We start from the raw sequence: 23,740 nt of genomic DNA, 5'->3' as shown, positions 1-23,740 counted from the left end.
ACTGCGCTTGGTATTAGCCTCATGTATACTGCGCGCCGAGTCAGCCAAGATGATCGCTGCCTGTGACGAAAATGATCAGGGGGAGGAAAGTCCGGGCTCCATAGGGCAGAGTGCCAGCTAACGGCTGGGGGGCGTGAGCCCACGACAAGTGCAGCAGAGAGGAGACCGCCAATCTCGATTGGTAAGGGTGAAAGGGTGCGGTAAGAGCGCACCGGGCCGCTAGTAATAGTCGGTTGCAAGGTAAACTCCACTCGGAGCAAGACCAAATAGGGTTCCTTATGGCGTGGCCCACGTTGGAACCGGGTAGGTTGCTTGAGCCATAGAGCGATTTATGGCCTAGACGAATGATTATCACTTTCTTCGGAAAGGACAAAACCCGGCTTATACGGCTGACTCACTCATTCAATAAAAAGCCCGCAGTTAACGCTGCGGGCTTTTTTGCGTTTAAATTTTAGTTAATACAATTTAAGCATTATTAAATAATATTTTTCCCTTGTTCTGGATCGCGAGATTGCTCTGCTTGTTCACGTATTTCGTCGGTATCACTACTTACATCATCAAGCGTTTTAGTTTGCTCAACAGTTTCACTTTTTTCGCTTTGTATTTGCGATGGTTGTTTTTCCTCTAAGCTAGAAACACTTTCATTAGGGTCGGTGAGTATAATTCTCTCTCGTGCGTCATCAGGCATGCTGATTTTTTGTTTAGTGAACTCATTTACTAATTCGCGCATAAGTTGTGAGCCTACTTTTAATGGGCTGTGCTGCTCGCTATTAACCCAAAAATACAAAACGAAGTTAATAGTAGATGAGCCTAAGTTTTTTATTAAAACCTGCGCGGGTGGGTCGCTAAGTACTGCATTTTGTTGATTGGCAATATCTAGGGCGAGGGTTTGTGCGCTGCGTATATCGTTATCGTAGCCAATACCAATTTCTACTTTGCCGCGCATTTTTGGATTGGCAGTCAGGTTTTTAATGGTATTTTTATATACAGTCGCATTAGGTATTTGAATATGATTGCCATCGTAATCAACAAGTGTGGTTGCTCTTGCTGTTACTTTTTTAACAATACCTAATCGGCCATCCACTTCAATTACATCGTCAATTTTAAAAGGTCTTTGTACGCTCAGTAATAAACTGGCAATAAAGTTCTCTGCTATGTCTCTAAAAGCAAAGCCGAGTATTAAACCTATCAACCCAGTCCCACTCATAATAGCAACGGCAAACTGAGTAAGCCCTGCTAAACGTAAAAATAAATATACCCCAAATAAAATTATTAGGGTGCTTATGCTGCGCCTTATAACTAGGTGAACAAGCTTGCTGTCAGTCATATAGTCAATGGGTTTGATTAGTAATCTAGAAAGTGGTCCTGAAATTAAGTAACTGAGTACTAAAAGCATTATGCCGAGTAAAATAGTGGGTAATATTTGCGCTGTTACGTGAAGTAATTGCACGCCTTGCTCATAAAAGAAATTCCACGAAAGTGTATCAACTTTGATCACGTCAGTTATTGGTGTTGTATTATTTAGCGCTACACTGCTTTTTAGGGTACCGAGCATGGCTTATCTTCCGTGTTAGAGTCATTTATAGATAAATATTAGCAAGTTTGGTACCAAACGCTTATAACTTGGCAAATATTTTGCTGTAGTAACGTAATACAAATATTGAGGTTTAGAATGAAAGAAGCTAAACGAGGACAGCAAGCAGAGCAGCCTGCACATATCCCTTTTATAGGTTGGTGGGATATTGTTAAACGTATTTTTAAGCAAATGAGTGAAGATAACTTATCTATAGTGGCAGCCGGTGTGGCATTTTATGCGTTACTTGCTATTTTTCCAGCCATTGCGGCGATGGTATCAGTGTATGCGTACTTTTCATCCCCAACAGATATAAGTGAGCACTTAAGTAAAATAGTTACTTTGCTTCCACCAAGCACCAGTGAACTGATTTTATCTCAGGTTTCTAGCCTTGCTAAAACATCAAGTGCAAGCTTGAGCTTAAGTGCAATTGGTACGCTCATACTTACTATTTGGAGTAGTTCAAAGGGCAGCCAAGCACTTATTACTGCATGTAATATTAGTTATCGTGAATATGAAAAACGCTCATTTTTTCAGGCTCAACTAGTGCGCTTTTTATTTTCGGTAGGAGCGATTGTAGTCGCAATTTTTGCGCTATTAATTATTGGTATTTTACCTATTGTACTTAATTTAGTGGGACTAAAAGAAAGTATAGATTTATTAATTAAACTCATTTCTTGGCCATTATTGGCTTTTACCTTTAATTTTGCATTGGTACTTTTATATCGTTATGCCCCACATCGTAAACCTGCTAAATGGCGTTGGATCACAATGGGGTCGTCTATTGCTACCGTGCTGTGGATTTTAGCATCTATAGGTTTTTCATTTTATGTGTCGCGTTTTTCTAGTTACAACGAAACGTATGGCTCACTAGGTGGTGTAGTGATTATGCTGATGTGGTTGTATATCAGCGCTTATATAATCACATTAGGTGCTGTTATTAATGCAGCTACTGAGCAGCAAACAGGTAAAGATAGCACTGTAGGGCCGGCTAAAGAGCGTGGGCAGCGAGGCGCCTATGTAGCAGATCACCTCGATGTAAAAAATGAATAGCTATTAATTAGCTAAATTAGTAAGTGCAGTAATTTGCTCTTTAAATTCTTGTGCTGCAGGACCAAGCCTATCGTTGTCGTTGCACATTAAATATAAATTAAGAGTGCGGGTTGTACCTTGGTCTAAATTAAGTGCAATGAGGGTTTGATCTTCAATTAAGTGTGCAATTTGTGTTTTTGGCAGCCAAGCGTAACCTAAATTTTGACTAACCATATCAATAGAGTTGCGTAAATGGCTTACTGTCCAGCGCATATCTGCACCTAACCAGCCATCATTGTGACTGGTGTGGGTTGCTGAATCGCGAACTACTATTTGCCGGTGTAGCTTTAAATCGCGAAAGTTGAGTTGTTCAGTTTGTTGGTGTAATACATGGTCTTTATGCGCAACGGCTATAAACTCTATATCGCATAACGTACTGCAACTAATTCCATAGATAGGAATTGATGAAATGGCTAAATCAACCACTGAATTATGTAGTAATTCGTTTGCACCGGTTAGCACGCTTTCTACTAAATCAATTTTTAAAAGAGGGTAAAGCTCACTCGTTTTAGCAAGTGCTTGATATAAAATAGCGTGTGGAAAAACCTCATCAACAGCTATTTTTAATGTGCTTTCCACGCCTTCGCTTAGTGTACTTGCTACCGATTCTATTTTAGTCGCTTCCTCAATTAAAAACTCGGCTCTGCGTAAAATCAGCTTACCGCTATCGGTTAAAAATGCTTTACGGCCTTTTACTTCAAGCAACTTAATTTGCAAGGCGGCTTCAAGTTTTTGCACAGCATGGTGTACGGTTGACTGACTTTTATGTACAGCTGCGCTTGCGCCTGCAAACCCGCCATGATCCACAACCGCTTTAAACATTCGCCATTGCTCTAATGTTGCTTTTGCCATTTTTAAATCCTGTTACTACTTTATATCTGATTGCTTAACTTGACCGCGCAGACGCATTATTTATTGCGTAACAGTGATTTTTTGTCTATTTATTTTAATAAAGCTACTTTTTTATCAGCTAGAAGTGCCATAAAACTGCTTTTATTTAAAGGTCTTGAAAATAAATAACCTTGACCGTAATCGCATCCTGCTTCAAGTAGTAGCTGCATTTGTAATTTAGTTTCAATTCCTTCGGCGATTACTTTTAAGCCCAACTGATGTGCCATAACAATGATGGCTTCACACAATGCAAGTTCTTGGCTGCCTATTTGAATATTATCAACAAAACGTTTATCTATTTTTAAATAGTCGGTGTCCATTTCTTGTAAGTAAGCGAGCGACGAATACCCGGTACCAAAATCATCAAGAGCAAGCTGCATACCTGATTTTACTATTTCTTTTAGGCGTCTTTGCGTAAGTGCTTCAGGGTTAACCATTAAGCCTTCAGTTATTTCTGCGACAATTGACGAAGCAGGCAGTTTTGCTGCTTTTAGCATATCGTACCATTCATCTATGCCACTCTCTGGCGTGGATAATTGCACTGGCGATACGTTTACACTTATTTGAAAAGTATCATCGGTTAGTGTTTTTATATCGTTAAGTGTTTGCAAAGCTTGGGCAAATACAAATTGACCAATTGCATTTATTTGCCTGGTTTCTTCAGCAAGTGGGATAAATGCGATAGGGCTAATTAGGCCTTTTTCGGGATGTTGCCAACGAATAAGCGCTTCAGCTTTATGAATATGTAAATCATTTAAAGCAACTATGGGCTGATAAAATAACTCAAACTGTTCAAGTTCTATGGCACTTCGTAAGTCTTTTAATAGCACCATGCGCGCGTGTGCATATTCGCGCATGTCAGCAGAGAAAAACTCAAAACAGTTACGACCATTACTTTTTGCTTTATACATAGCCTGATCGGCTGCCTTTAAAAGCTGTTCAGTATTTTCACCATCATTAGGAGCGCAAGCAATGCCTATGCTTGCACTAATAAATAACTCTTCGTTTTCAAGATGCAAAGCTGACGATAGACTAAGTAAAATATTACTCGCAATTTGATTAATATGGCGCGTACTTTTAATGTGACTAAATACAATAACAAACTCATCTCCCCCAATTCGTGCCACAAACTCAGCGTTTTTTGCCGACTGGACTATACGCTGAGATACGAGTTTTAATAAGTTATCGCCATAGTGATGGCCTAATGTGTCATTAATATCTTTAAAGTGATCAATATCTAAAAGCATGACAACCAATTGATTATCTGGAGTAACAACATTTGAAAACCGTTGATTTAATCGCTCCTTTAACTCTAAACGATTTGGTAAGTCAGTTAGGTGATCAAAATGAGCTTGTCGCCAAATGGTTTCATCAGCTTGTTTTTTTTCTGTGAGGTCTGTGAATATCGCGATACGACGAATAGGTGCGTTGTTTGTATCATAAATAGTATCGATTGTGAGCCACTCAGAGTAAAGCTGCCCGTTCTTTTTACGGTTAATAACCTCGCCTTGCCAGCGGCCTGTTTGCTGTAATTCAGACCACATTTTATTGTAAAAATTCTTATCATGTTTTCCTGATGAAAGAATTGAAGAGGACCGGCCAATAACTTCTTCTTTACTATATAAAGTCGTTTTACAAAACGCAGGATTTACATCAAATATAATGCCCGTTGGATCGGTGATTGCCATGCCTTCACTACTGTTGTTATACACTAGTGAGGCAAGGTGGAGTGCTTCTTCATTTACTTTTCGTTGTGTTATATCTCGTAGCACAACAACGTATTCATTTTTACTTTGCATTGCGCTAATACGTGCTTCAAAGCTGCGTTTAGGATCTGATTTTTCGAGTGTGAATTCTAAATTGCTCGAAACATCAAGTTTAGATAACTGCGATAACAAAAGCTGAACATTGCTGTGTGAAAGTATTGATGATAAATGAGGTACTACAGTGCTGTTAGGATTTACTTGGGGCTTAAACTGTCCTGTTATGTTGAGAATATCGCCATGGATGTTAATTCTAACGTAACTATCGGGCAGAGTATTAAGCAAGCTAGTAAGCTCATCATGCTTGTTTTTTAAATTAGCTTCAGCTGTTAACCGAGTTTGCGCCATTGATTTAAAACGCTGATAGAGAGTATTTAGCTCTGGATTATTGGGTTGTATTTTTTGTGAGGGCATCTCGCCCTTAGCCAATACGTTTGTTGCATTTGTTAGATTATTAATTGGGTCAATAATGCTGGTTTTAAGTAGTTTACGTGCAATTAAACACAGTATCAGCAGCGATAAAATAAACACACCAATCGCTATAAAAAAATTATTATTTATTTGCTTTAAAGCATGCGTAACAGGAAGTGCGATATGTATATTTAAGCTGTTATTACTTGGATCGCTGTAAATAACAGAGTGGTGAAGCATTCGGGCTTCACCTTCAATGGATTTTATTTTTGTTGATGCCTCATTATTAATCGAAGAATCAGTTGCTAATAAAGTCTGTGCAATATTATCGCCAAGCGCGGCTGTTGTAGGTGGATAACGCGCTAAAATTTTTCCGTTAGAATCAGCAATTGCAGCAATAGAGCCTGGCGGAAGTTCAATGTCATTAAAAGCATTGTTCCACCAGTCAAGCGCAACAACGATAACTACAACGCCCTGAATTACATTTTTTTTATTAATAATAGGTAACGCAAAATTAAGGGTGTTTTTTTGCAGACTTCGGTCGTGCTGAAAATAACCTACCGACAATTGGTTACTTTTTAAGGCGTTTTGGAAATACGCCCGATCGGCAATATTAATTGTTTTGGCTAACCCGCTTGTTGTACATATAACAATGCCATTTGGATCTATAATCCCGATATTGGCAACATGTGCGTAAATAGATCTAAATTGATTAAAATAATTAGGGCAGGTCGTTGCTAAATTTTCTTTCTTACTTTCCTCTTTAGCCAAATAACGCGCTAAACGGTCAATATCATCGACTAAGTGCTTTTGCTGTAAAATTAATTGCTTAGCAATATTTTCTACTTTTTTTTCACTTTGCTCAATAGAGTGATCGCGTTCAAGCAGCAGTGTAAAAATAATTACAGCGGTGCCCGGAATACTTAGCAATATAAGTAAACGATAAAGCTGATGTTTGAGAGAATAAGTAAAAATAACCATTCCTTAGTTTTGTATTTTGCAATAACAATTGTAGCCAAATTCACTCCAAATAACCATAGTAATTATAAGGTTGAAAATGTAACCAATGAATCATTATAGTTCTATTTTTTGGAATGTTAAGGTCGATTTAAAGACATAGTTGTTTTGTTTAATGAATGATTTAATAACTTTATCAACTTATTCTTTAGAGTGAATTAAAAAATGAAAATATCAAAAATACTTACAGCTTACGCAACTCAAGATGGCGACGGCGTAAGCATTAGCCGTATACCTGGGTTTGATGGTAAATATTTAGATCCATTTTTAATGATTGATGAACTTAAGTCAGACGACAAAAAAGATTATATGGGAGGCTTTCCTGAGCATCCGCACCGAGGTATTGAAACGTTTACTTATATTCTAAAAGGTGGCTTTGAACATCGCGACCAAATGGGTAACAGAGAAGCAATTAAAGCAGGCGATGTGCAATGGATGAGTACAGGGCGCGGCGTCATGCACAGTGAAATGCCACTCGCGGATGCTGTTGACGGTTTGCATGGCTTTCAAATTTGGATCAACATGCCAAGCGCAGAAAAAATGCGTGATTCACGTTATCAAGATACTACTAAAAACCCAGCTCCGAGTTTTACTAACACACAAGGTGTGACGTTAAAAGCACTGGCGGGATCGTGGCAGTTTGAAAGTGAAACGCTTACAAGCGCTCTGCAGAGTTTAGCTGCCAATGCGGCGCTTGCTGATATTACATTACCTGCTGGTAAAAGCATGAATTTAGAACCTATTAGCCAACAAAAAGTAATGCTTTATATTCATAGCGGCTCACTAATAATGAGCGACAATCAAACAATACCAGCGGGTAAGTTACTTATTTTGGAACCAGGGAGTGACATTAATATTAGCTCTGAGCACGGCGCTGGTGTTTTGGTTTTAGCTGGCGATCCACTTAATCAGCCGATTGCTCATATGGGGCCGTTTGTAATGACGACTCAAGCTGAAGTACAGCAAGCAGTGCGTGATTATCAAAACGGCGAGTTTGGCAAAATTTAACGGTATTTTTAGGAGAGTTTTATGGGATTATTAGTTAACGGTCAATGGCAAGATAAATGGTACGACACTGATTCAAGTAATGGTAAGTTTGAGCGCGAGGCGGCGCAGTTACGTCACTGGATAACTGTTGATGGTAGCGCTGGAATAACGGGCGAGGCCGGTTTTAAAGCTCAAGCGAACAGGTATCATTTATATGTGTCACTTGCGTGTCCTTGGGCGCATCGAACGCTTATATTTAGAGCATTAAAAGGGTTACAAGATTTAATTACGGTGTCGGTTGTTAGTCCTGATATGCTTAATAGTGGTTGGGCTTTTGATACGCAAAACCACAGTACTGGCGATGCTTTATTTAATAGTAATTACTTACATCAAGTTTATACAAAAAATAACCCTGAGTATTCTGGGCGAGTAACGGTTCCCGTATTGTGGGATAAAAAGCTCAATAAAATTGTTAGTAATGAGTCTGCCGATATTATACGTATGTTCAATAGTGCATTTAATGAATTAACAGGTAATAAAGATGATTACTATCCTGAGGCACTGCAACCAAAAATTGACGAATTAAATGCACTGATTTATCCAAATATAAATAATGGTGTTTATCGTACGGGCTTTGCTACAACTCAAGATGCGTATGAAGAAGCGTTTAACGATTTATTCAAAGCACTCGATTCAGTAGAGAGCATACTGAGCAAACAGCGGTATTTAACGGGGGATAACCTCACAGAGGCAGATTGGCGATTATTCACCACGCTCATTCGATTTGATAGTGTGTATGTTGGTCACTTTAAGTGTAATTTGCGCACAATTGAAAGCTACCCAGCTTTGAGCGGATACCTTAGAGATTTATATCAAGTTGAAGGTGTGGCAGAGACGGTTGATTTTTACCACATTAAACGTCATTACTACTTTAGTCACACAATGATCAACCCAACACAAGTTGTGCCAAGTGGTCCAAGTATTGATTACTTATCTGATCACGGTAGAAATGTTTAGCGTTTAAGCAAACAGCCTAACAAGCCAGCCGTATTTTCTTACCAAGCTGGTTTCGCCTTTCCCTGCTTGTACAGCTGCGCCGGCTAAAAAGGCACTTGTTAGTCCCACTTTAGTTGCGGCAAAACGCTTTAGTCTATATTGAAACGCTGCATGATGTTGGCGTTTTAACTCACTGCGCGTATCCATTTGCTTACTCAGAGCATCAACGTTTTCATTAGGTGCTTTAATTAAGTAGTTAACCAACATATTAATTTCCTTATAAGTTAAACAGTTGTTTTAAGCTTTTAAGTGTTTTACTAAAGCCAATTTTATTGCTTAGGTAAACCGTATTTTTCCAAAGCCATGCTAAACAAGCAACTTGCAGCAAAGTAGCTGTTGCAATACTTAGCCATACTGACCCAAAAAGATCATATACACCGTATCCAACAGCACCTAGAAATCCTGCCCACAACAAAACCAAACCACTGGCAAAACAGCCTAAAAATATAGTGATCAATGCAAGCGATCTAAGCGATAACCGCCATTCAGCTTTAGCAAGCTGATGGGTGATCTTTCCTTGAGTTTGGTAATCATCCTTGAGCTGCTTAGAGTACTCTAAAAGCTTTGCAATATGATCTTGCCAATCGTCCTTTTGGCTCTGCTGCTCAGTTGTTTGGTTTTGCGCTTCACCATCCTTGGCTGCGCTTGTTTGTGGGTTATTCATCACTGATTACTTACGACGAAATAGTGATGTAATCAGCATACCCGCAGCAAAAGCAATACCCGCGGTTGCTAATGGATTTTCAGAAGCAAATGCACGGGTTTTAGCTGTACATTCACTTAACTTTTCGCGTGCAATAAGTTGTTTTTCGCTTAGTGCTTCTGCTGAACTCGAAGCGCCTTTACGAACACTGCTTTCAGCTGTTGCTGCTTTGCTAGAAAGTGCATCTACCGCATCGTGCGCTGCTGATGTTGCTTTCTCTGTAAGAGGTGATTCAGTATTTGTTAGTTTAACGTCAGGCTTAACATCTGAAGTTGTGTTTGGTTTCGTATTTGTTGCAGTAGCCATAATCAATCCTTAATAAGTTAAAAATTTAAATAGTGATTTAGATGATGCAATGATTAAACCAAAACTGTTATTTATTTTAAGTTGTTGAGTTTATTGTCTTTTATTATTTGTATGTAACTTTTCATATTTGGTAATTTAAAGTAAACAGTAACTATTACTACACGGTTAGGTAAATTTTACAAAGGGAGTAAAAATGCTTAAAAAGTTGTAAATATTCATTGGTTATTCAGTAAGCAAAGCGTGTAAACAGAAAGTTATAAAAAACAGAATAGATATTTTTTTCATCACAATCCCACTTTTTCCCACGTAATTCAAACGCTTCGCTTGAGCCCTTATTTTTTCTAGCTTTGGGACTTACTAAAGCTGGTCAGCTTACTTGACAAAATGGCTTGTCAAGCCCTAAACTGGAGCACTGTGGTAAAAAGTGGTTTTTAGTGGATCACACTGGATAAAAATAAACAAAAGTTGAATAAAACAATTTTAAAGTAGGTTTTTTTATGTTTCGTGGCGCGAGTTCACTGAGTTTGGATGATAAGGGGCGTTTTGCGGTACCGACTAAGTACCGAGAATCTCTATTGTCTGAAGATCAGGGAACGGTTATTTGTACCGTCGCATTAAATGAGCCGTGTTTATGGTTGTATCCGCTGGCTGAGTGGCTAGAAATAGAAAGCCGTTTAGCTAAAATCTCCAATATGAACCCACGAGCCCGTCGAATGCAGCGTATGTTGCTCGGGAATGCTACTGAATATCAACTTGATAAAAATGGTCGAATTTTGCTTGCGCCGTCACTGAGGGCTCATGCATCACTTGGCAAAAAAATCATGCTAGTTGGTTTGATGAATAAATTTGAAATTTGGGATGAGGCGCGTTGGCACGAGCAAATGCAGCAAGATACTGAGCTTGAAAGGCTTGGTGATTTTGAACCTAACCAAGATTTAGATAATTTTACACTCTAACAGCACAAAAAAAGGCAAATAATAGCTAATGACAGCGCAATTTGAACACGTATCCGTATTAATGGACGAAACCATCGATGCCCTCGCAATTAAGCCAGACGGTATATACATGGATGGTACGTTTGGACGTGGCGGCCACTCTGGACAAATTTTAGCACGCCTAGGTGATGAAGGTCGCCTGCAAGCAATTGACCAAGATCCACAAGCGATACAATCAGCCGAAAAATTTGCTGATGATCCACGTTTTGCGATTGCACATACTCGTTTTTCAAATTTATACGAAGTAGCAGAGCAGAACGATCTCATTGGTAAAGTGGATGGCATTTTATTAGACATTGGTGTCTCGTCGCCACAACTGGATGACGCTGCGCGTGGTTTTAGTTTTATGAAAGATGGGCCACTTGATATGCGTATGGACCCAACAACAGGTCGCAGTGCTGCACAGTGGTTAGCAGAAGCCGAGTTAGATGATATTACCCACGTAATTAAAAAACTGGGCGAAGAAAAGTTTGGTAAACGCATTGCACACAAAGTACTCGAAGTTCGTGAGCACACGCCAATCACAACAACCAAGCAACTTGCTGACCTTGTTGATGAAGCAGTACCTGTAAAAGATAAGTTTAAGCACCCTGCAACACGTACTTTTCAGGCGATTCGTATTTACATTAATAGCGAGCTTGAAGAGATTCAAACAGCGCTACAGTCTGCAGTTAAAGTGCTAAAGCCAGGCGGACGTTTAGTGGTGATTTCGTTTCACTCACTAGAGGATCGTATTGTAAAACAGTTTATTAGAAAACAGAGTAGGGGAGAAGTGTTACCCAGAGGTCTGCCTTTAACTGATGCACAAATAAATAAAAACCTGACGTTAAAAGCAGTGGGTAAGGCTATTAAGCCAAGTACTGTTGAAGTAGAACGTAATCCACGTTCTCGTAGTTCTGTACTTAGGATTGCACAGAGGTTGGGATGAGTAAAAAAGCGAGCTATCGTCAACCCAATTTATTCTTTGAAATATTAAAAGGCCTAGGTGCTAACAAGCTAACCTCGGCCTTGTTGGTTGTGATATTCGCTTCTAGTTTAGCTGTTGTGCAAACAACACATTTAGCTCGTGGGCAACTTATAAAGCAAGATCAATTATTACAAGAACGTGATGAACTCGATTTAGAGTGGCGCTACTTACTTGTTGAAGAAGAATTTTATTCGCAACATGCACGCATTGAAGAAGTTGCTATATCACAATTAAAAATGAAACGACCTACGAGTCAAGATGAGCAGGTAATAATAGTACAATGAGAAATAGAGGCAAAAAACCAGTCACTAATTTAATCACATGGCGCTTTATGCTGGTGTGTACAGTTGTGTTTATGGTGTTTGTAACACTCGTATCTCGCGCTGCTTATTTACAAGTGATAGAACCTGATAAAGCACGTTCAGAAAGTGATAAACGCACGGTGCGTGTTGAAAAACTGCATGTGCAACGCGGAATGATTTTTGACCGTAATGGTAAAGAACTAGCGGTAAGTGTGCCGGTTGTGAGCGTATATGCAGACCCTAAAGCATTGCATAAGTCGCTTGTCACTAAAGTAATCAAACAAGCACGTAAAAGCGGCGAAGATCACTTATCTTTAACTGAAAACACTGCTGAACTTGATAAGCGTACTGCTCTTTATTATAAAAACGATTTACGCTGGCGCGAGCTTGCCGATGTGCTGCGTATTGATCCTAAAAAGATTAACTCTCGACTTTTAAACGATCCTTCGCGTCGCTTTGTGTATTTAAAACGCCAAGTTACTCCTGCTGTAGCAAATTATATTGGTGATTTACGCCTCCCTGGTATCCATTTACTAGATGAATCTAAACGCTACTACCCTGCAGGTGAAGTTACCGCGCATGTTATTGGTTTTACCAATATCGATGGCAAAGGCATTGAAGGCATTGAAAAGCTATACGAAAACGCTTTAACGGGCGAGGAAGGCCGCCGTACCATTCGTAAAGACGCACAAGGGCGTGAGGTAGAAGTACTTGACGAACGTGAACGTGTAGAGCCAGAAAGTATAGAGCTAAGCATTGATCAACGAATTCAAGCCATTGCGTACAAGGCCGTAAAATCAGCTGTACTGACTTATAAAGCCACATCGGGCTCAGCTATGGTAGTTGATGTTAAAACCGGTGAAGTACTGGCAATGGTAAACAGTCCTTCATTTAATCCAAATAATTTAAGCGATGCAGCCCCTCATAAACGTCGTAATCGTGCAATTACCGATTTGTTTGAACCTGGCTCAACTGTTAAGCCTCTAGCCATTTTGGCTGGGCTAGACTACGGCGCCATTAAGGCAGATGACACAATTGATACCTATCCAGGGTGGATGCGTTTAGGTGGTAGTTTAGTGAGAGATACCCGTAATCACGGCGAACTAACATTGCGTGAAATACTAAAGTACTCCTCAAACATGGGAGTTGCGAAGGTTACTCAGTTAGTGCCTAAAGATTACCTTGTTGGCTTATACCAAAAAGTAGGGTTTGGCAGTGACACTGGAACAGGCATGGTAGGCGAAAGCAGCGGTTTGTTTTATCCAAATCGTCGTTGGTCTGACTTTGAAATTGCCACTTTATCATTTGGTTATGCAATTTCGGTAAGCACTGCGCAAATGGCGCGCTTTTATACCATGTTAGGCGCTGGTGGAGTTAACCGACCTCTGACTATTTTAAAGCAAGACAATATACCTGAAGGCGAACGTATTTTTAAACAAAAAGACGTAGAAGCCGTAGTGCACATGATGGAAAGTGTATTTGAAAAAGACGGTACTGCTCGCAACATAAAAGTTGATGGGTATCGTGCAGCTGGTAAAACAGGTACATCTAAAAAAGCCGTAGCAGGTGGTTATGGTGATGAATATGTAGGTTATTTTGCAGGTGTAGCGCCGGCAAGTAATCCTCGTTTAGCCGTGGTAGTTATGATTAATGAACCAGGTGGTGATGTGTACTATGGAGGTGCCACCGCTGGCCCTGCATTTGCAGAAATCATCTCTAACGCATTAAGAATATTAAACGTAGCGCCTGACAAGGAAGAGGTTGCGTACGTACAAGGTAAAGATAACGATGCGTGATTTAAAGGATATTTTAAAATACATCGAAATAGATGCGCCCTCGCAACTGGTAAAACATTTACGCCTTGATAGCCGTGAAGTAACGCCAGGTGATGTATTTGTTGCTATTAAAGGCCATGCACTTGATGGCGGTCAATTTATTAATAAAGCAATTGAAAATGGCGCAACAGCTATTATTGCTGACAGATTATGTGAATTTGAAACAAGTTTTGAGCCACTATATTTAGTTTCGGAGCTTGATAAAAAGCTTCCAGAATTAGCAAGTCGCTTTTATAGCCAGCCAAGTCAGGCTCTTGATTTAATTGGTGTGACAGGTACAAACGGTAAATCGACAACCACAGCAATGATTGCCCACTTAGCGCAATTTTGCAGTACAGAGTCGGCCATTATAGGGACTTTAGGTTACGGCCACCCTGATAATTTAATTCCACTGATTAATACCACGCCTTCTGCGGTTGATTTACAACATATTTTGAGTGATTTAAATTCGCAGCATAAAAAGCTAGTAGCCATGGAAGTATCATCTCATGGGTTAGTGCAGCAACGTGTTGCTAAATGCGCGTTTAAAGCGGCTGTGTTTACTAATATTTCGCGTGATCACTTAGATTACCATGGTGATATGGCAAGTTACGGTGATGCGAAACTAATGCTTTTCCGTGATTTTGAACCGCAAGTTGTAGTGCTTAATCAAGATGATTCTCAAGCTGAGCAATGGCTTGAAAAGTATGATTTTAATAACCTAATTTGTTATGGTCGCAAAAACTTAGCTCCTAAGAATGCCCGATACGTTTATTTTTCTGATGTTGAATATTCAAGTGAAGGTATTTCGGCTCAGTTATCGACAAGTTGGGGTGATATTTCAATTAAATCGCCTCTGTTTGGCGAATTCAACTTATATAACTTAACGGCAGCGCTCGCTACATTACTAGGGCTTGGTTATCCGCTTGAGCAATTAGTTGCAGGTTGTGCGCAATTACAGCCAGTAGCAGGGCGAATGCAAGCATTTAGTCAAGCAGGCATGCCAACGTGTGTTGTTGATTACGCCCATACGCCCGATGCACTTGCCCTTGCGTTACAAGCATTGCAGCAGCATGTGCCAGGTGGTGTAAGTTGTGTATTTGGTTGCGGTGGTGACAGAGATAAAGGCAAGCGCGTATTAATGGCGCAAGCTGCAGAGCAAAACGCTAATAAAGTTATTATTACCAGTGATAACCCTCGCTCAGAAAATCCTGATGACATTATTGCAGATGTGGCAGCGGGTTTAACCCATCCTCAAAATGCCCATTTAGAGGCTGATAGAGCAACTGCAATTCGTTTTGCTATAGAAAACGCGACTGCTGATGACGTTATTTTGATTGCAGGCAAAGGCCACGAAGATTATCAAATTATAGGCGATAAGCGCATCGACTTTTGCGATCGCCGTTATGTACAAGAACAACTAAAAAAAGCAGTAAGAGGGATAATACAATGATCCCAATGGATTTTGATTGGTTAGCTAATGTGCTAACAACCGATTATCAAGGTGATAATCAGCACGTGCTTAATATAAATACTGATACTCGCACAGTGTGCGATGGCGAAGTGTTTTTAGCACTGAAAGGGCCAAATTTTGATGGGCATAAATTTATAGCTGAGGCTAAACAAAAAGGCGCTATTGGCGTTATTGTTCAGCACAAAGTTGATGTCGATATTCCACAATTTATAGTAAGCGATACACGTATTGCGCTAGGTGTAATTGGTACTGCTGTTATGGCGCAAGTGGCGCCTAAAACAATTGCAATTACAGGGAGTGTAGGCAAAACCACCGTAAAAGAAATGTGTGCAGCAATTTTGTCGGTTCACGGTGATGTATTAGCTACTAAAGGTAATTTTAATAACGATATTGGCGTACCGCTTACGTTATTGCGCTTAGAGCCTCAACATCGCTTTGCGGTGATTGAGCTAGGTGCAAATCACTTAGGTGAAATTGCTTACACCACTGCAATGACAAAACCAGATGTAGCCGTTGTATGTAATGTTGCAGCAGCTCATTTAGAAGGTTTTGGTAGCTTAATGGGGGTTGCAAAAGCCAAAGGTGAGATTTTTGATGGCCTTAAAGATGACGGCGTTGCCATTGTTAATTGCGATAGTGAATTTAGCCCGTATTGGTTAGATAAGCTTGAAGGGCGAAGTGTTAAACGTTTTTCTACAACTGAAAAACTAGATATTTGGGCAGAGAACATCACGCTTGATGCCAATGCGCGTGCAAGCTTTACGCTTTGCACTAAAAACAAGCAAGTACCTGTTACTTTAGCATTGCCTGGTAAACATAACATTGGGAACGCGCTTATTGCAGCCGCATTAACTAGCGAGTTTGATGTAACTCTTGAAGAAATAGCCAATGCACTTGCCACAATGGGTGATGTAAAAGGGCGCGTTAATTTAATTGAAGTGTCTGATTTACTCACCGTGGTTGATGATACCTATAATGCCAATGTTAAGTCGGTAAAGGCTGCGATTGACTTGTTAAGTGATATGCAAGGTCACCGCATTTTAGCGCTGGGAGACATGGGTGAGCTAGGTGAAGATGCACGTACGTACCATCAAGAAGTTGGCGAGTATGCACTTGAGCAAGGGATTGATGAGTTATTTACATTAGGTGTGTTAAGTAAATACGCAAGTGATGTGTTTGAACTACCTAATCGCCACTTTTCGAGCCGCGAACAGATGCAGCAAAAAATTCAAGAAAGTATTAATAAAGTGAATACTAAAACAACAATAGTAGTGAAAGGATCGCGCAGTTCTCGCATGGAATTATTAGTAACCGATTTAGTTAATGGCCAGCAACAAGCCATCAATGGAGTATCATAATGTTAGTTTGGCTGGCAGAGTATTTAACACAGTATTTTAGTGGTTTTCATGTTTTTTCGTATTTAACGCTACGTGCCATTTTAGGTATTTTAACTGCGCTAATTATGTCTCTTTATTTAGGACCTAAGTTAATTCGTGGTTTGCAACGTATGCAAATAGGCCAAACAGTTCGAGACGATGGTCCGCAATCGCATTTGTCTAAGTCGGGTACGCCGACTATGGGCGGCTTACTTATTTTAGCGGCCATTTTTACCAGCACGCTACTTTGGGCCGATTTATCAAATAAATACGTATGGGCAACACTGTTTGTAATTGGCTCTTTAGGTATTGTTGGCTTTGTTGATGATTACCGTAAAGTTATTCGTAAAGATCCAAAAGGCTTAATTGCTAAGTGGAAGTACTTTTGGCAGTCAGTCATTGCATTAGTTGTAGCTACTGCTTTGTATTTTACCAGTGCACAAGCATCTGAAACATCACTTGTTGTTCCATTTTTTAAAGACGTGTTACCGCAATTAGGTTTGTTTTATATCGTGCTTACGTATTTTGCCATAGTAGGTACATCAAACGCGGTAAACCTGACCGATGGTTTAGATGGCTTGGCGATTGTGCCAATTATTTTAGTGGCTTCAGCACTGGCAATTATTGCTTACTTAACAGGTAATATTAACTTTTCGGCTTACTTACATATTCCACATTTACCGCTGGCGAGTGAGCTTGTGGTTGTATGTACTGCCATTGTGGGCGCAGGGCTTGGCTTTTTATGGTTTAACACTTACCCAGCACAAGTATTTATGGGCGATGTTGGCTCATTAGCACTTGGTGGCGCATTAGGTATTATTGCTGTTTTAGTACGCCAAGAGTTACTGCTTATTATTATGGGCGGTGTATTTGTAATGGAAGCACTATCGGTGATATTACAAGTGGGGTCGTATAAATTACGCGGACAACGCATTTTTAGAATGGCGCCAATTCATCATCATTATGAATTAAAAGGTTGGCCAGAGCCTCGCGTTATTGTGCGCTTTTGGATTATTTCTGTTGTGCTAGTGCTTGCTGGCCTAGCTACTTTAAAGATTCGATAAATGCAGTATTTAAACGAGATAAAAAACAAACAAATAACAGTGCTCGGACTCGGTGTAACCGGTCTGGGCATTGTGCGTTTTCTATTATCTCATGGCCTCACACCAAAGGTCATTGATAGCCGAGTAACCCCGCCGGGGATTGATTGGTTAAAAGAGCACGCGCCAACTCTAGATACCCACTTTGGTAATTTGGATGACGCAGAGCTTTGTTCAAGCGATATGATTATTATAAGCCCTGGGCTTAGCTTAAAAATACCAGCTGTTGCAAATGCAATTAACGCAGGTGTTGAAGTGATTGGCGACGTTGAGTTATTTGCACGTATTAATTCAAAACCGGTTGTTGCAGTAACGGGCTCTAATGGTAAATCAACCGTGGTTACGCTCGCTTATGAAGTATTAAAACAAGCCGGCTATAAAGTTGCTTTGGGTGGAAATATTGGCACAGCGGTGCTTGATTTGCTCAGTGATGATTTTGACGTGTATGTACTTGAGTTATCTAGTTTTCAGCTAGATACCACAACGAGTTTAAAACCTGTGAGTGCAACGGTATTAAATGTGTCTGAAGATCACCTTGATCGCTACGACAGTTACCAAGCTTATATAGACTCAAAGCTAAGTATTTATGACGGTGCAGAGCTTATTATTGTCAACGCAGACGATAGTCAAACACATCCAGTTGAGCGCGGTTCTACCCCCCTAATCAGCTTTGGTGCTCAACAAGGTGATTACCATCTAGCGCAACATAATGGCGAAACTCACTTTATGGTTAAAGGCGATGCCTTTTTACCTGTTGATACGCTTGCGGTAGTGGGTAAGCACAATTATTTAAATACGCTTGCAGTAATGGCGCTCTTAAGTCCGTTTGAAGTAAGCAAAGAGCAATATAAAAATGCATTAGGTCAATTTAATGGGTTGGCTCATCGCTGCCAATTTGTAGCTGAGCTTAACGGTGTAAAGTATTTTAACGATTCAAAGGCAACTAATGTTGGAGCGACCATTGCTGCAATAGATAGTTTAGCTAGTGACGGTGAAAATCTGATTGTTATTGCTGGTGGCGATGCCAAAGGCGCTGATTTAAATGCGCTTAAACCTTACATAGAACAGCATGTAAAAGCATTAATTTGTTTTGGTAAAGATGCAAGTGACTTAGCTGCGATTACCAATAAGAGTTATTTAACTAACAATATGGAAGAAGCCGTTACTTTGGCCAAAGTACTTAGTAGTACAGGCAATATTGTTTTATTAGCACCCGCATGTGCCAGTATTGATATGTATAACAACTATATGCAACGCGGTGATGACTTTGTTCAGTGTGTAATGGCAGGGGCGTTATGATTGCTTTTGCCGATATAAGAGACGCATTAACACCTAAGCCTTCGGCGCAGTTATACGATGTACCGCTATTGTACTGCGTAATAATGCTAATTGGTGTTGGTTTTATCATGGTGACCAGCGCATCAATGCCTACCGCAGAGCGGTTATTTGATGACCCGTACCATATTACCATTCGCCACAGCATGTTTTTGGCAATGGCGTTTGTGCTTTTTTGGATAAGCGTTTGTGTGCCAATGGAGTGGTGGAAACGATCAAACCCTTATCTATTAATACTAGGCATGGTGCTATTAATAGCGGTATTGATTATTGGGCGTGAAGTAAACGGCGCTAAACGATGGATACCTATTGGACCTGTTGGTTTTCAGGTGGCTGAGGCCGCTAAGTTGTACTTTTTTAGTTATATTGCGGGTTATTTGGTAAGAAAACGCGAAGAAGTACAAGAAAATATTAAAGGCTTTGCAAAGCCAATTGCTGTATTTGCAGTGTATGCACTGCTTATTCTGCTGCAGCCAGATTTAGGCACAGTGGTTGTTATGTTTGTAACAACGGTTGGTTTATTGTTTTTAGCTGGTGCTAAGTTATGGCAGTTTTTTGTACTTATTTTAACGGGCGTTGGTCTGGTTGTATTACTTATTATTGTTGAACCATATCGTATGGCACGTGTTGTTGGCTTTTTAGACCCTTGGGATGATCCTTTTGGCAAGGGTTATCAATTGGTGCAATCGCTAATGGCATATAGCCAAGGTGGTTGGTTTGGCCAAGGCTTAGGTAACAGTGTACAAAAGCTACAATATTTACCTGAAGCACATAACGATTTTATTTTTGCCGTTATAGGTGAAGAACTTGGCTTAATAGGCGTTGTGAGTATTTTAACGGTATTAGCTACTTTAGTATTTAGGGCCTTATTAATAGGTCAACAAGCGCTTAAGTGCGGCAAGGAATACGAAGGCTACTTTTCATTTGCCATTGGTATTTGGTTTGCATTTCAAACCATGGTGAATGTAGGTGCGAGCGCAGGTATTTTACCGACGAAGGGTTTAACCCTGCCGTTTATTTCTTATGGTGGCTCAAGCTTATTAATTATGACGATTGCCACGGGTATTTTATTACGCGTAGATTTTGAAACCAAAATGGCAACCAAACAAGCCACCTCACGCGGAGGTAAGCGATGAGTAAAAAATTAGTAGTAGTGGCTGGTGGAACTGGCGGACACATTTTTCCCGGTATTGCAGTGGCCGATTATTTAAAACAGCAGGGCTGGCAAGTTAGCTGGATCGGCACACCAGATCGAATGGAAGCGAGCGTTGTACCTAAGCACAATATAGATATTGATTTTATTAACGTTAAAGGTGTTCGTGGTAACGGATTAAAGCGTCTTATTAAAGCCCCATTCATGGTAATTAATGCAGTATTGCAGGCGCGTAAGGTATTGAAAGAACAGCGTCCTGATGTAGTACTTGCAATGGGCGGTTATGTTACGGGTCCAACGGGAATTGCCGCAAAAAGTTTAGGTATCCCGCTGGTTATTCACGAGCAAAACGCTGTAGCGGGTATGAGCAATAAACTGCTAGCTAAGGTGGCTACACGAGTATTAGCTGCATTTCCAAGTGCTTTTGCACAGGGTCAAGCCGAGCTAGTAGGTAACCCAGTTCGCCAAAGCGTTATGAATATAGCCAAACGCGATGTATCAAGCCCTGTCAATATTTTAGTAGTGGGCGGCTCGCTTGGTGCACAAGTGCTTAATCAAACATTACCAGAAGCATTTAAAGTACTAAATAATACAGCTCCAATAAGTATATGGCATCAAACAGGTAAGGGTCATTTAACTACCGTAGAAGCCGCTTATAAAATGCATGCCTTTACAGGCAGTAATACAAAAATAGCTGAATTTATTGATGATATGGACGCAGCGTATAGCTGGGCTGACATTGTTGTTTGCCGTGCTGGTGCGTTAACTGTTAGCGAAATTGCAGCGGCAGGTAAAATGGCCGTTTTTGTTCCGTTTCCACATGCTGTGGATGACCATCAAACAGCTAACGCACAATATTTAGTGATGGCTAATGGCGCATTATTAATGCCACAAGGGCAGTTTAATAAACAATCAATTGTTGAACTATTAAGCCCGTATTTAGCCCAACCTTCATTAATTACTGAAATGGCTACAAATGCAAAAAAACAAGCCATTTTAGATGCCACAGCAAGCGTAGCAACGCACTGTGAGCAAGTAACAAATAAGAGAAAATAAGTGAAAGAAACGTCAGTACAAGAAAAACACACACGCCCTGCAATGCGCCGAATAGAAACCATTCACTTTATTGGTATTGGTGGAGCAGGTATGGGTGGTATTGCTGAAGTACTCGCTTTTGAAGGCTACCGTATTACAGGTTCTGACATCGCCCATAGCGCTATGACAGATCGTTTAATTAAAGCCGGTGCAGAAGTATTTATAGGCCATCATGAAAATAACGTGAAAGATGCCAATGTAGTCGTTGTTTCAAGTGCGATTGATGAAACAAATCCTGAAATTATTGCAGCCAAAGCCGCAAGAGTTCCTGTTGTTCGCCGCGCAGAAATGTTGGCTGAATTAATGCGTTTTCGCCACGGTATAGCAATTGCGGGTACGCATGGTAAAACAACGACAACAAGCTTAATTGCGAGTATTTATGGACAAGCAGGGCTTGATCCAACCTTTATTATTGGTGGCTTGTTAAATAGCGCAGGTAGTAACGCAAAAGTAGGCAAAAGTGATTTCTTAATTGCAGAAGCTGATGAAAGCGACGCGTCGTTTTTACACTTACAGCCAATGGTATCGGTGATCACAAATATTGAAGAAGATCACATGGATACTTATGGCGGCAGTCTTGAAAAAATGAAAGACACGTATGTAGATTTCATCCATAACTTGCCGTTTTATGGTTTAGCTGTTGTATGTATTGATTCTGAAGTTGCTGCTGAACTTATCCCGCGTTTTGGTCGCCCAGTTATCACGTATGGCGAATCGAAGGATGCTGATTACCGCATGAGCGACTTTAGCCAATCAGCTAATACATGCACATTTACAGTAACTAACAAACAAGGTGAGTGTTTAACTGCCACGTTGAATATGCCAGGTAGACACAACGCACTTAATGCAACCGCTGCGATTGCTGTGGCAAAAGATCAAAACATTGCGAATCATGCAATTTTAGAAGCGCTGCAGAAGTTTGAAGGTATTGGTCGTCGTTTTCAGCACTATGGTGAATTTGAAAACGAGCGTGGCAATGTGATGTTAGTTGATGATTACGGGCATCATCCTTCAGAAGTTGCAGCAACAATTGCAGCAGTACGTGAAGGTTGGCCTGATAAGCGTTTAGTAATGGTATATCAACCTCATAGATTTTCCCGTACACGCGACTTATACGAAGATTTTGTAAAAGTACTTGCTGATGTAGATCAGTTGCTATTGCTTGATGTGTATAGCGCTGGTGAAGACCCTATTGTAGGCGCAGATAGCAAAAGTTTATGTCGTAGCCTTCGTCAACGTGGCAAAGAGCCGCTACATGTAGCAACAAATGCAGAGCTTGCAGGCGTTTTGGCCGCAAATTTACAAAATAATGATTTAGTATTAACCCAAGGCGCTGGTAATATAGGTCAGTTAGTTAAAACATTAGCTGCGACGGGTATGTCGATAGAAAAACTTAAGCAAGGTGAAGTATGACTCAGGTAAACACACAATTTGGTAAAGTAGCGGTACTGCTAGGTGGTAACTCAGCAGAACGTGAAGTGTCTTTACGATCGGGTCAGGCTGTTTTAAATGCGCTGCAAAATAGTGGCATTGATGCAATTGCATTTGACCCGCAAAGTCGTTCTTTGTGGGAGTTAAAAGAATTAAATGTAGAGCGCGTTTTTATTGCTTTGCATGGTCGTGGTGGCGAAGACGGAACTGTACAAGGTGCGCTTGAGTTTATGAACCTGCCTTACACGGGCAGTAATGTACTGGGTTCAGCACTTGCTATGGATAAAGTACGTTGTAAGCACTTATTTAAATCAGCGGGTTTAAGCACTGCACCTTATACCGTAGTTGACGCTAAAAAAGGCTTTGATGCTGCAGCTATTATGGGTGAGTTTAAAAAGGTAATGGTTAAGCCATCGCACGAAGGCTCAAGCATAGGTATGGCGCAAGCAAGTACAGCACAAGAACTTGAAGACGCACTAGCTAATGCATTTAAGTTTGATAATCAAGTGCTTGTAGAGCAGTGGATCACGGGACGTGAATTCACAGTTACAGTGCTTGGCGATGAAGTACAACCAGTCATCGAGATGACGACACCAAATGGTTTTTACGATTACCAAGCTAAGTATCAATCAAATACAACGCAGTATCATTGCCCTGCAGATTTATCAGAGCAAGATACTAAGTACTTACAAGCTATATCGCTAGATGCATTTGATTTAGTGGGCGCAAGTGGTTGGGGCCGTGTTGATGCGATGCAAGACGAGCAAGGTAACTTTTACCTGCTTGAAGTAAATACAGTACCTGGCATGACTGAAAAGTCGTTAGTGCCAATGGCAGCAAAAGCGAATGGGGCAACTTTTGAACAATTAGTTGTTCGCATTTTAGAGCAAACGCTTTAA

21 protein-coding genes and 1 other RNA gene are annotated in these 23,740 nt (G+C 40.4%); 16 read left to right on the top strand and 6 right to left on the bottom strand.

Going from position 1 to position 23,740, the window contains the following annotated elements:
* Nucleotides 1-37 precede the first annotated feature (37 nt).
* Nucleotides 38-400: RNase P RNA component class A (gene rnpB / locus GQR52_RS05260), an RNA gene on the top strand.
* A 75-nt stretch (nt 401-475) separates the two neighbouring features.
* On the opposite strand, the gene GQR52_RS05255 is transcribed toward rnpB, so the two are convergent.
* Complete coding sequence (locus GQR52_RS05255; protein WP_165727687.1) at nt 476-1,555, bottom strand: mechanosensitive ion channel family protein; 1,080 nt, start codon at nt 1,553-1,555, stop codon at nt 476-478.
* A gap of 117 nt (nt 1,556-1,672) precedes the next feature.
* On the opposite strand from GQR52_RS05255, the gene GQR52_RS05250 reads away from it, so the two are divergent.
* Nucleotides 1,673-2,626, top strand: a complete 954-nt coding sequence (locus GQR52_RS05250) for a YihY/virulence factor BrkB family protein (protein ID WP_007582878.1) — start codon at nt 1,673-1,675, stop codon at nt 2,624-2,626.
* 3 nt (nt 2,627-2,629) lie between these two features.
* Here GQR52_RS05250 and GQR52_RS05245 read toward each other — a convergent pair whose 3' ends face one another.
* Together GQR52_RS05245 and GQR52_RS05240 are read right to left on the bottom strand one after the other, a co-directional pair.
* Entirely contained in the window at nt 2,630-3,517 is an 888-nt protein-coding gene (locus GQR52_RS05245; RefSeq protein ID WP_165727686.1) for a LysR family transcriptional regulator, read from the bottom strand.
* 89 nt (nt 3,518-3,606) lie between these two features.
* The gene (locus GQR52_RS05240; protein WP_165727685.1) at nt 3,607-6,711 is read right to left on the bottom strand and encodes an EAL domain-containing protein; all 3,105 of its coding nucleotides are present in this window, start codon (nt 6,709-6,711) and stop codon (nt 3,607-3,609) included.
* A 201-nt stretch (nt 6,712-6,912) separates the two neighbouring features.
* Here GQR52_RS05240 and GQR52_RS05235 point away from each other — a divergent pair, with 201 nt between their 5' ends.
* Together GQR52_RS05235 and GQR52_RS05230 are read left to right on the top strand one after the other, a co-directional pair.
* Entirely contained in the window at nt 6,913-7,755 is an 843-nt protein-coding gene (locus GQR52_RS05235) for a pirin family protein (protein ID WP_165727684.1), read from the top strand.
* Between the two features lie 21 nt (nt 7,756-7,776).
* Nucleotides 7,777-8,751: a glutathione S-transferase family protein gene (locus GQR52_RS05230; protein WP_165727683.1), complete on the top strand. Its 975-nt coding sequence runs from the start codon at nt 7,777-7,779 to the stop codon at nt 8,749-8,751.
* Between the two features lie 3 nt (nt 8,752-8,754).
* Here the strand turns inward: GQR52_RS05230 and GQR52_RS05225 are convergent, their stop codons facing one another.
* The 3 genes from GQR52_RS05225 to GQR52_RS05215 are packed head-to-tail and all read right to left on the bottom strand — an operon-like array spanning nt 8,755 to nt 9,799.
* A complete protein-coding gene (locus tag GQR52_RS05225) occupies nt 8,755-8,997 on the bottom strand; it encodes a hypothetical protein (protein WP_007582895.1) in 243 nt (80 codons plus the stop codon).
* Nucleotides 8,998-9,007: 10 nt separating this feature from the next.
* A complete protein-coding gene (locus tag GQR52_RS05220) occupies nt 9,008-9,454 on the bottom strand; it encodes a hypothetical protein (protein WP_024590208.1) in 447 nt (148 codons plus the stop codon).
* Nucleotides 9,455-9,460: 6 nt separating this feature from the next.
* Entirely contained in the window at nt 9,461-9,799 is a 339-nt protein-coding gene (locus GQR52_RS05215; protein WP_010554292.1) for a hypothetical protein, read from the bottom strand.
* 497 nt (nt 9,800-10,296) lie between these two features.
* Here GQR52_RS05215 and mraZ point away from each other — a divergent pair, with 497 nt between their 5' ends.
* Genes mraZ through GQR52_RS05155 form a run of 12 tightly spaced genes read left to right on the top strand, consistent with a single transcriptional unit; the run spans nt 10,297 to nt 23,740 of the window.
* Nucleotides 10,297-10,755 (top strand): division/cell wall cluster transcriptional repressor MraZ, encoded by a 459-nt coding sequence (gene mraZ / locus GQR52_RS05210; RefSeq protein ID WP_007582904.1) that lies wholly within the window; start codon nt 10,297-10,299, stop codon nt 10,753-10,755.
* Nucleotides 10,756-10,783: 28 nt separating this feature from the next.
* Nucleotides 10,784-11,722 (top strand): 16S rRNA (cytosine(1402)-N(4))-methyltransferase RsmH, encoded by a 939-nt coding sequence (gene rsmH / locus GQR52_RS05205; RefSeq protein WP_008167099.1) that lies wholly within the window; start codon nt 10,784-10,786, stop codon nt 11,720-11,722.
* Nucleotides 11,719-12,045: a cell division protein FtsL gene (gene ftsL, locus GQR52_RS05200; RefSeq protein WP_007582915.1), complete on the top strand. Its 327-nt coding sequence runs from the start codon at nt 11,719-11,721 to the stop codon at nt 12,043-12,045. The genes rsmH and ftsL overlap by 4 nt, the downstream gene beginning before the upstream one ends.
* Nucleotides 12,042-13,859 carry a penicillin-binding transpeptidase domain-containing protein gene (locus GQR52_RS05195; protein WP_165727682.1) on the top strand — a complete coding sequence of 606 codons (1,818 nt, stop codon included), beginning with the start codon at nt 12,042-12,044 and terminating at the stop codon, nt 13,857-13,859. The genes ftsL and GQR52_RS05195 overlap by 4 nt, the downstream gene beginning before the upstream one ends.
* Nucleotides 13,852-15,330, top strand: coding sequence for a UDP-N-acetylmuramoyl-L-alanyl-D-glutamate--2,6-diaminopimelate ligase (murE, locus tag GQR52_RS05190; RefSeq protein ID WP_165727681.1), 1,479 nt, complete (start codon nt 13,852-13,854; stop codon nt 15,328-15,330). Before GQR52_RS05195 ends, murE begins: the two co-directional genes overlap by 8 nt.
* Nucleotides 15,327-16,709 (top strand): UDP-N-acetylmuramoyl-tripeptide--D-alanyl-D-alanine ligase, encoded by a 1,383-nt coding sequence (murF, locus tag GQR52_RS05185; RefSeq protein ID WP_165727680.1) that lies wholly within the window; start codon nt 15,327-15,329, stop codon nt 16,707-16,709. Before murE ends, murF begins: the two co-directional genes overlap by 4 nt.
* The gene (mraY, locus tag GQR52_RS05180; protein ID WP_007582922.1) at nt 16,709-17,791 is read left to right on the top strand and encodes a phospho-N-acetylmuramoyl-pentapeptide-transferase; all 1,083 of its coding nucleotides are present in this window, start codon (nt 16,709-16,711) and stop codon (nt 17,789-17,791) included. The genes murF and mraY overlap by 1 nt, the downstream gene beginning before the upstream one ends.
* Nucleotides 17,792-19,126 carry a UDP-N-acetylmuramoyl-L-alanine--D-glutamate ligase gene (gene murD, locus GQR52_RS05175; protein WP_165727679.1) on the top strand — a complete coding sequence of 445 codons (1,335 nt, stop codon included), beginning with the start codon at nt 17,792-17,794 and terminating at the stop codon, nt 19,124-19,126.
* Nucleotides 19,123-20,298, top strand: a complete 1,176-nt coding sequence (gene ftsW / locus GQR52_RS05170) for a cell division protein FtsW (protein WP_007582927.1) — start codon at nt 19,123-19,125, stop codon at nt 20,296-20,298. Before murD ends, ftsW begins: the two co-directional genes overlap by 4 nt.
* Entirely contained in the window at nt 20,295-21,371 is a 1,077-nt protein-coding gene (murG, locus tag GQR52_RS05165; RefSeq protein WP_165727678.1) for an undecaprenyldiphospho-muramoylpentapeptide beta-N-acetylglucosaminyltransferase, read from the top strand. Before ftsW ends, murG begins: the two co-directional genes overlap by 4 nt.
* Nucleotides 21,372-22,823, top strand: coding sequence for a UDP-N-acetylmuramate--L-alanine ligase (murC, locus tag GQR52_RS05160; protein WP_002957994.1), 1,452 nt, complete (start codon nt 21,372-21,374; stop codon nt 22,821-22,823).
* Nucleotides 22,820-23,740: a D-alanine--D-alanine ligase gene (locus GQR52_RS05155; RefSeq protein WP_024592944.1), complete on the top strand. Its 921-nt coding sequence runs from the start codon at nt 22,820-22,822 to the stop codon at nt 23,738-23,740. The genes murC and GQR52_RS05155 overlap by 4 nt, the downstream gene beginning before the upstream one ends.

The sequence above is a fragment of the Pseudoalteromonas sp. 31A1 genome, from assembly GCF_011378815.1.
Taxonomy (GTDB): domain Bacteria; phylum Pseudomonadota; class Gammaproteobacteria; order Enterobacterales; family Alteromonadaceae; genus Pseudoalteromonas; species Pseudoalteromonas arctica.
This window is presented reverse-complemented; position numbering and strand designations above follow the sequence as displayed.

Coding starts and splice junctions, on each gene's coding strand:
- GQR52_RS05195 (WP_165727682.1), top strand. CDS start 12,042: ATGAGAAATAGAGGCAAAAAACCAGTCACTAATTTAATCACATGGCGC.
- GQR52_RS05215 (WP_010554292.1), bottom strand. CDS start 9,799: ATGGCTACTGCAACAAATACGAAACCAAACACAACTTCAGATGTTAAG.
- ftsW (WP_007582927.1), top strand. CDS start 19,123: ATGATTGCTTTTGCCGATATAAGAGACGCATTAACACCTAAGCCTTCG.
- GQR52_RS05220 (WP_024590208.1), bottom strand. CDS start 9,454: ATGAATAACCCACAAACAAGCGCAGCCAAGGATGGTGAAGCGCAAAAC.
- mraZ (WP_007582904.1), top strand. CDS start 10,297: ATGTTTCGTGGCGCGAGTTCACTGAGTTTGGATGATAAGGGGCGTTTT.
- GQR52_RS05230 (WP_165727683.1), top strand. CDS start 7,777: ATGGGATTATTAGTTAACGGTCAATGGCAAGATAAATGGTACGACACT.
- GQR52_RS05225 (WP_007582895.1), bottom strand. CDS start 8,997: ATGTTGGTTAACTACTTAATTAAAGCACCTAATGAAAACGTTGATGCT.
- GQR52_RS05240 (WP_165727685.1), bottom strand. CDS start 6,711: ATGGTTATTTTTACTTATTCTCTCAAACATCAGCTTTATCGTTTACTT.
- murD (WP_165727679.1), top strand. CDS start 17,792: ATGCAGTATTTAAACGAGATAAAAAACAAACAAATAACAGTGCTCGGA.
- murF (WP_165727680.1), top strand. CDS start 15,327: ATGATCCCAATGGATTTTGATTGGTTAGCTAATGTGCTAACAACCGAT.
- ftsL (WP_007582915.1), top strand. CDS start 11,719: ATGAGTAAAAAAGCGAGCTATCGTCAACCCAATTTATTCTTTGAAATA.
- mraY (WP_007582922.1), top strand. CDS start 16,709: ATGTTAGTTTGGCTGGCAGAGTATTTAACACAGTATTTTAGTGGTTTT.
- rsmH (WP_008167099.1), top strand. CDS start 10,784: ATGACAGCGCAATTTGAACACGTATCCGTATTAATGGACGAAACCATC.
- GQR52_RS05250 (WP_007582878.1), top strand. CDS start 1,673: ATGAAAGAAGCTAAACGAGGACAGCAAGCAGAGCAGCCTGCACATATC.
- murE (WP_165727681.1), top strand. CDS start 13,852: ATGCGTGATTTAAAGGATATTTTAAAATACATCGAAATAGATGCGCCC.
- GQR52_RS05245 (WP_165727686.1), bottom strand. CDS start 3,517: ATGGCAAAAGCAACATTAGAGCAATGGCGAATGTTTAAAGCGGTTGTG.
- GQR52_RS05255 (WP_165727687.1), bottom strand. CDS start 1,555: ATGCTCGGTACCCTAAAAAGCAGTGTAGCGCTAAATAATACAACACCA.
- GQR52_RS05235 (WP_165727684.1), top strand. CDS start 6,913: ATGAAAATATCAAAAATACTTACAGCTTACGCAACTCAAGATGGCGAC.
- murG (WP_165727678.1), top strand. CDS start 20,295: ATGAGTAAAAAATTAGTAGTAGTGGCTGGTGGAACTGGCGGACACATT.
- GQR52_RS05155 (WP_024592944.1), top strand. CDS start 22,820: ATGACTCAGGTAAACACACAATTTGGTAAAGTAGCGGTACTGCTAGGT.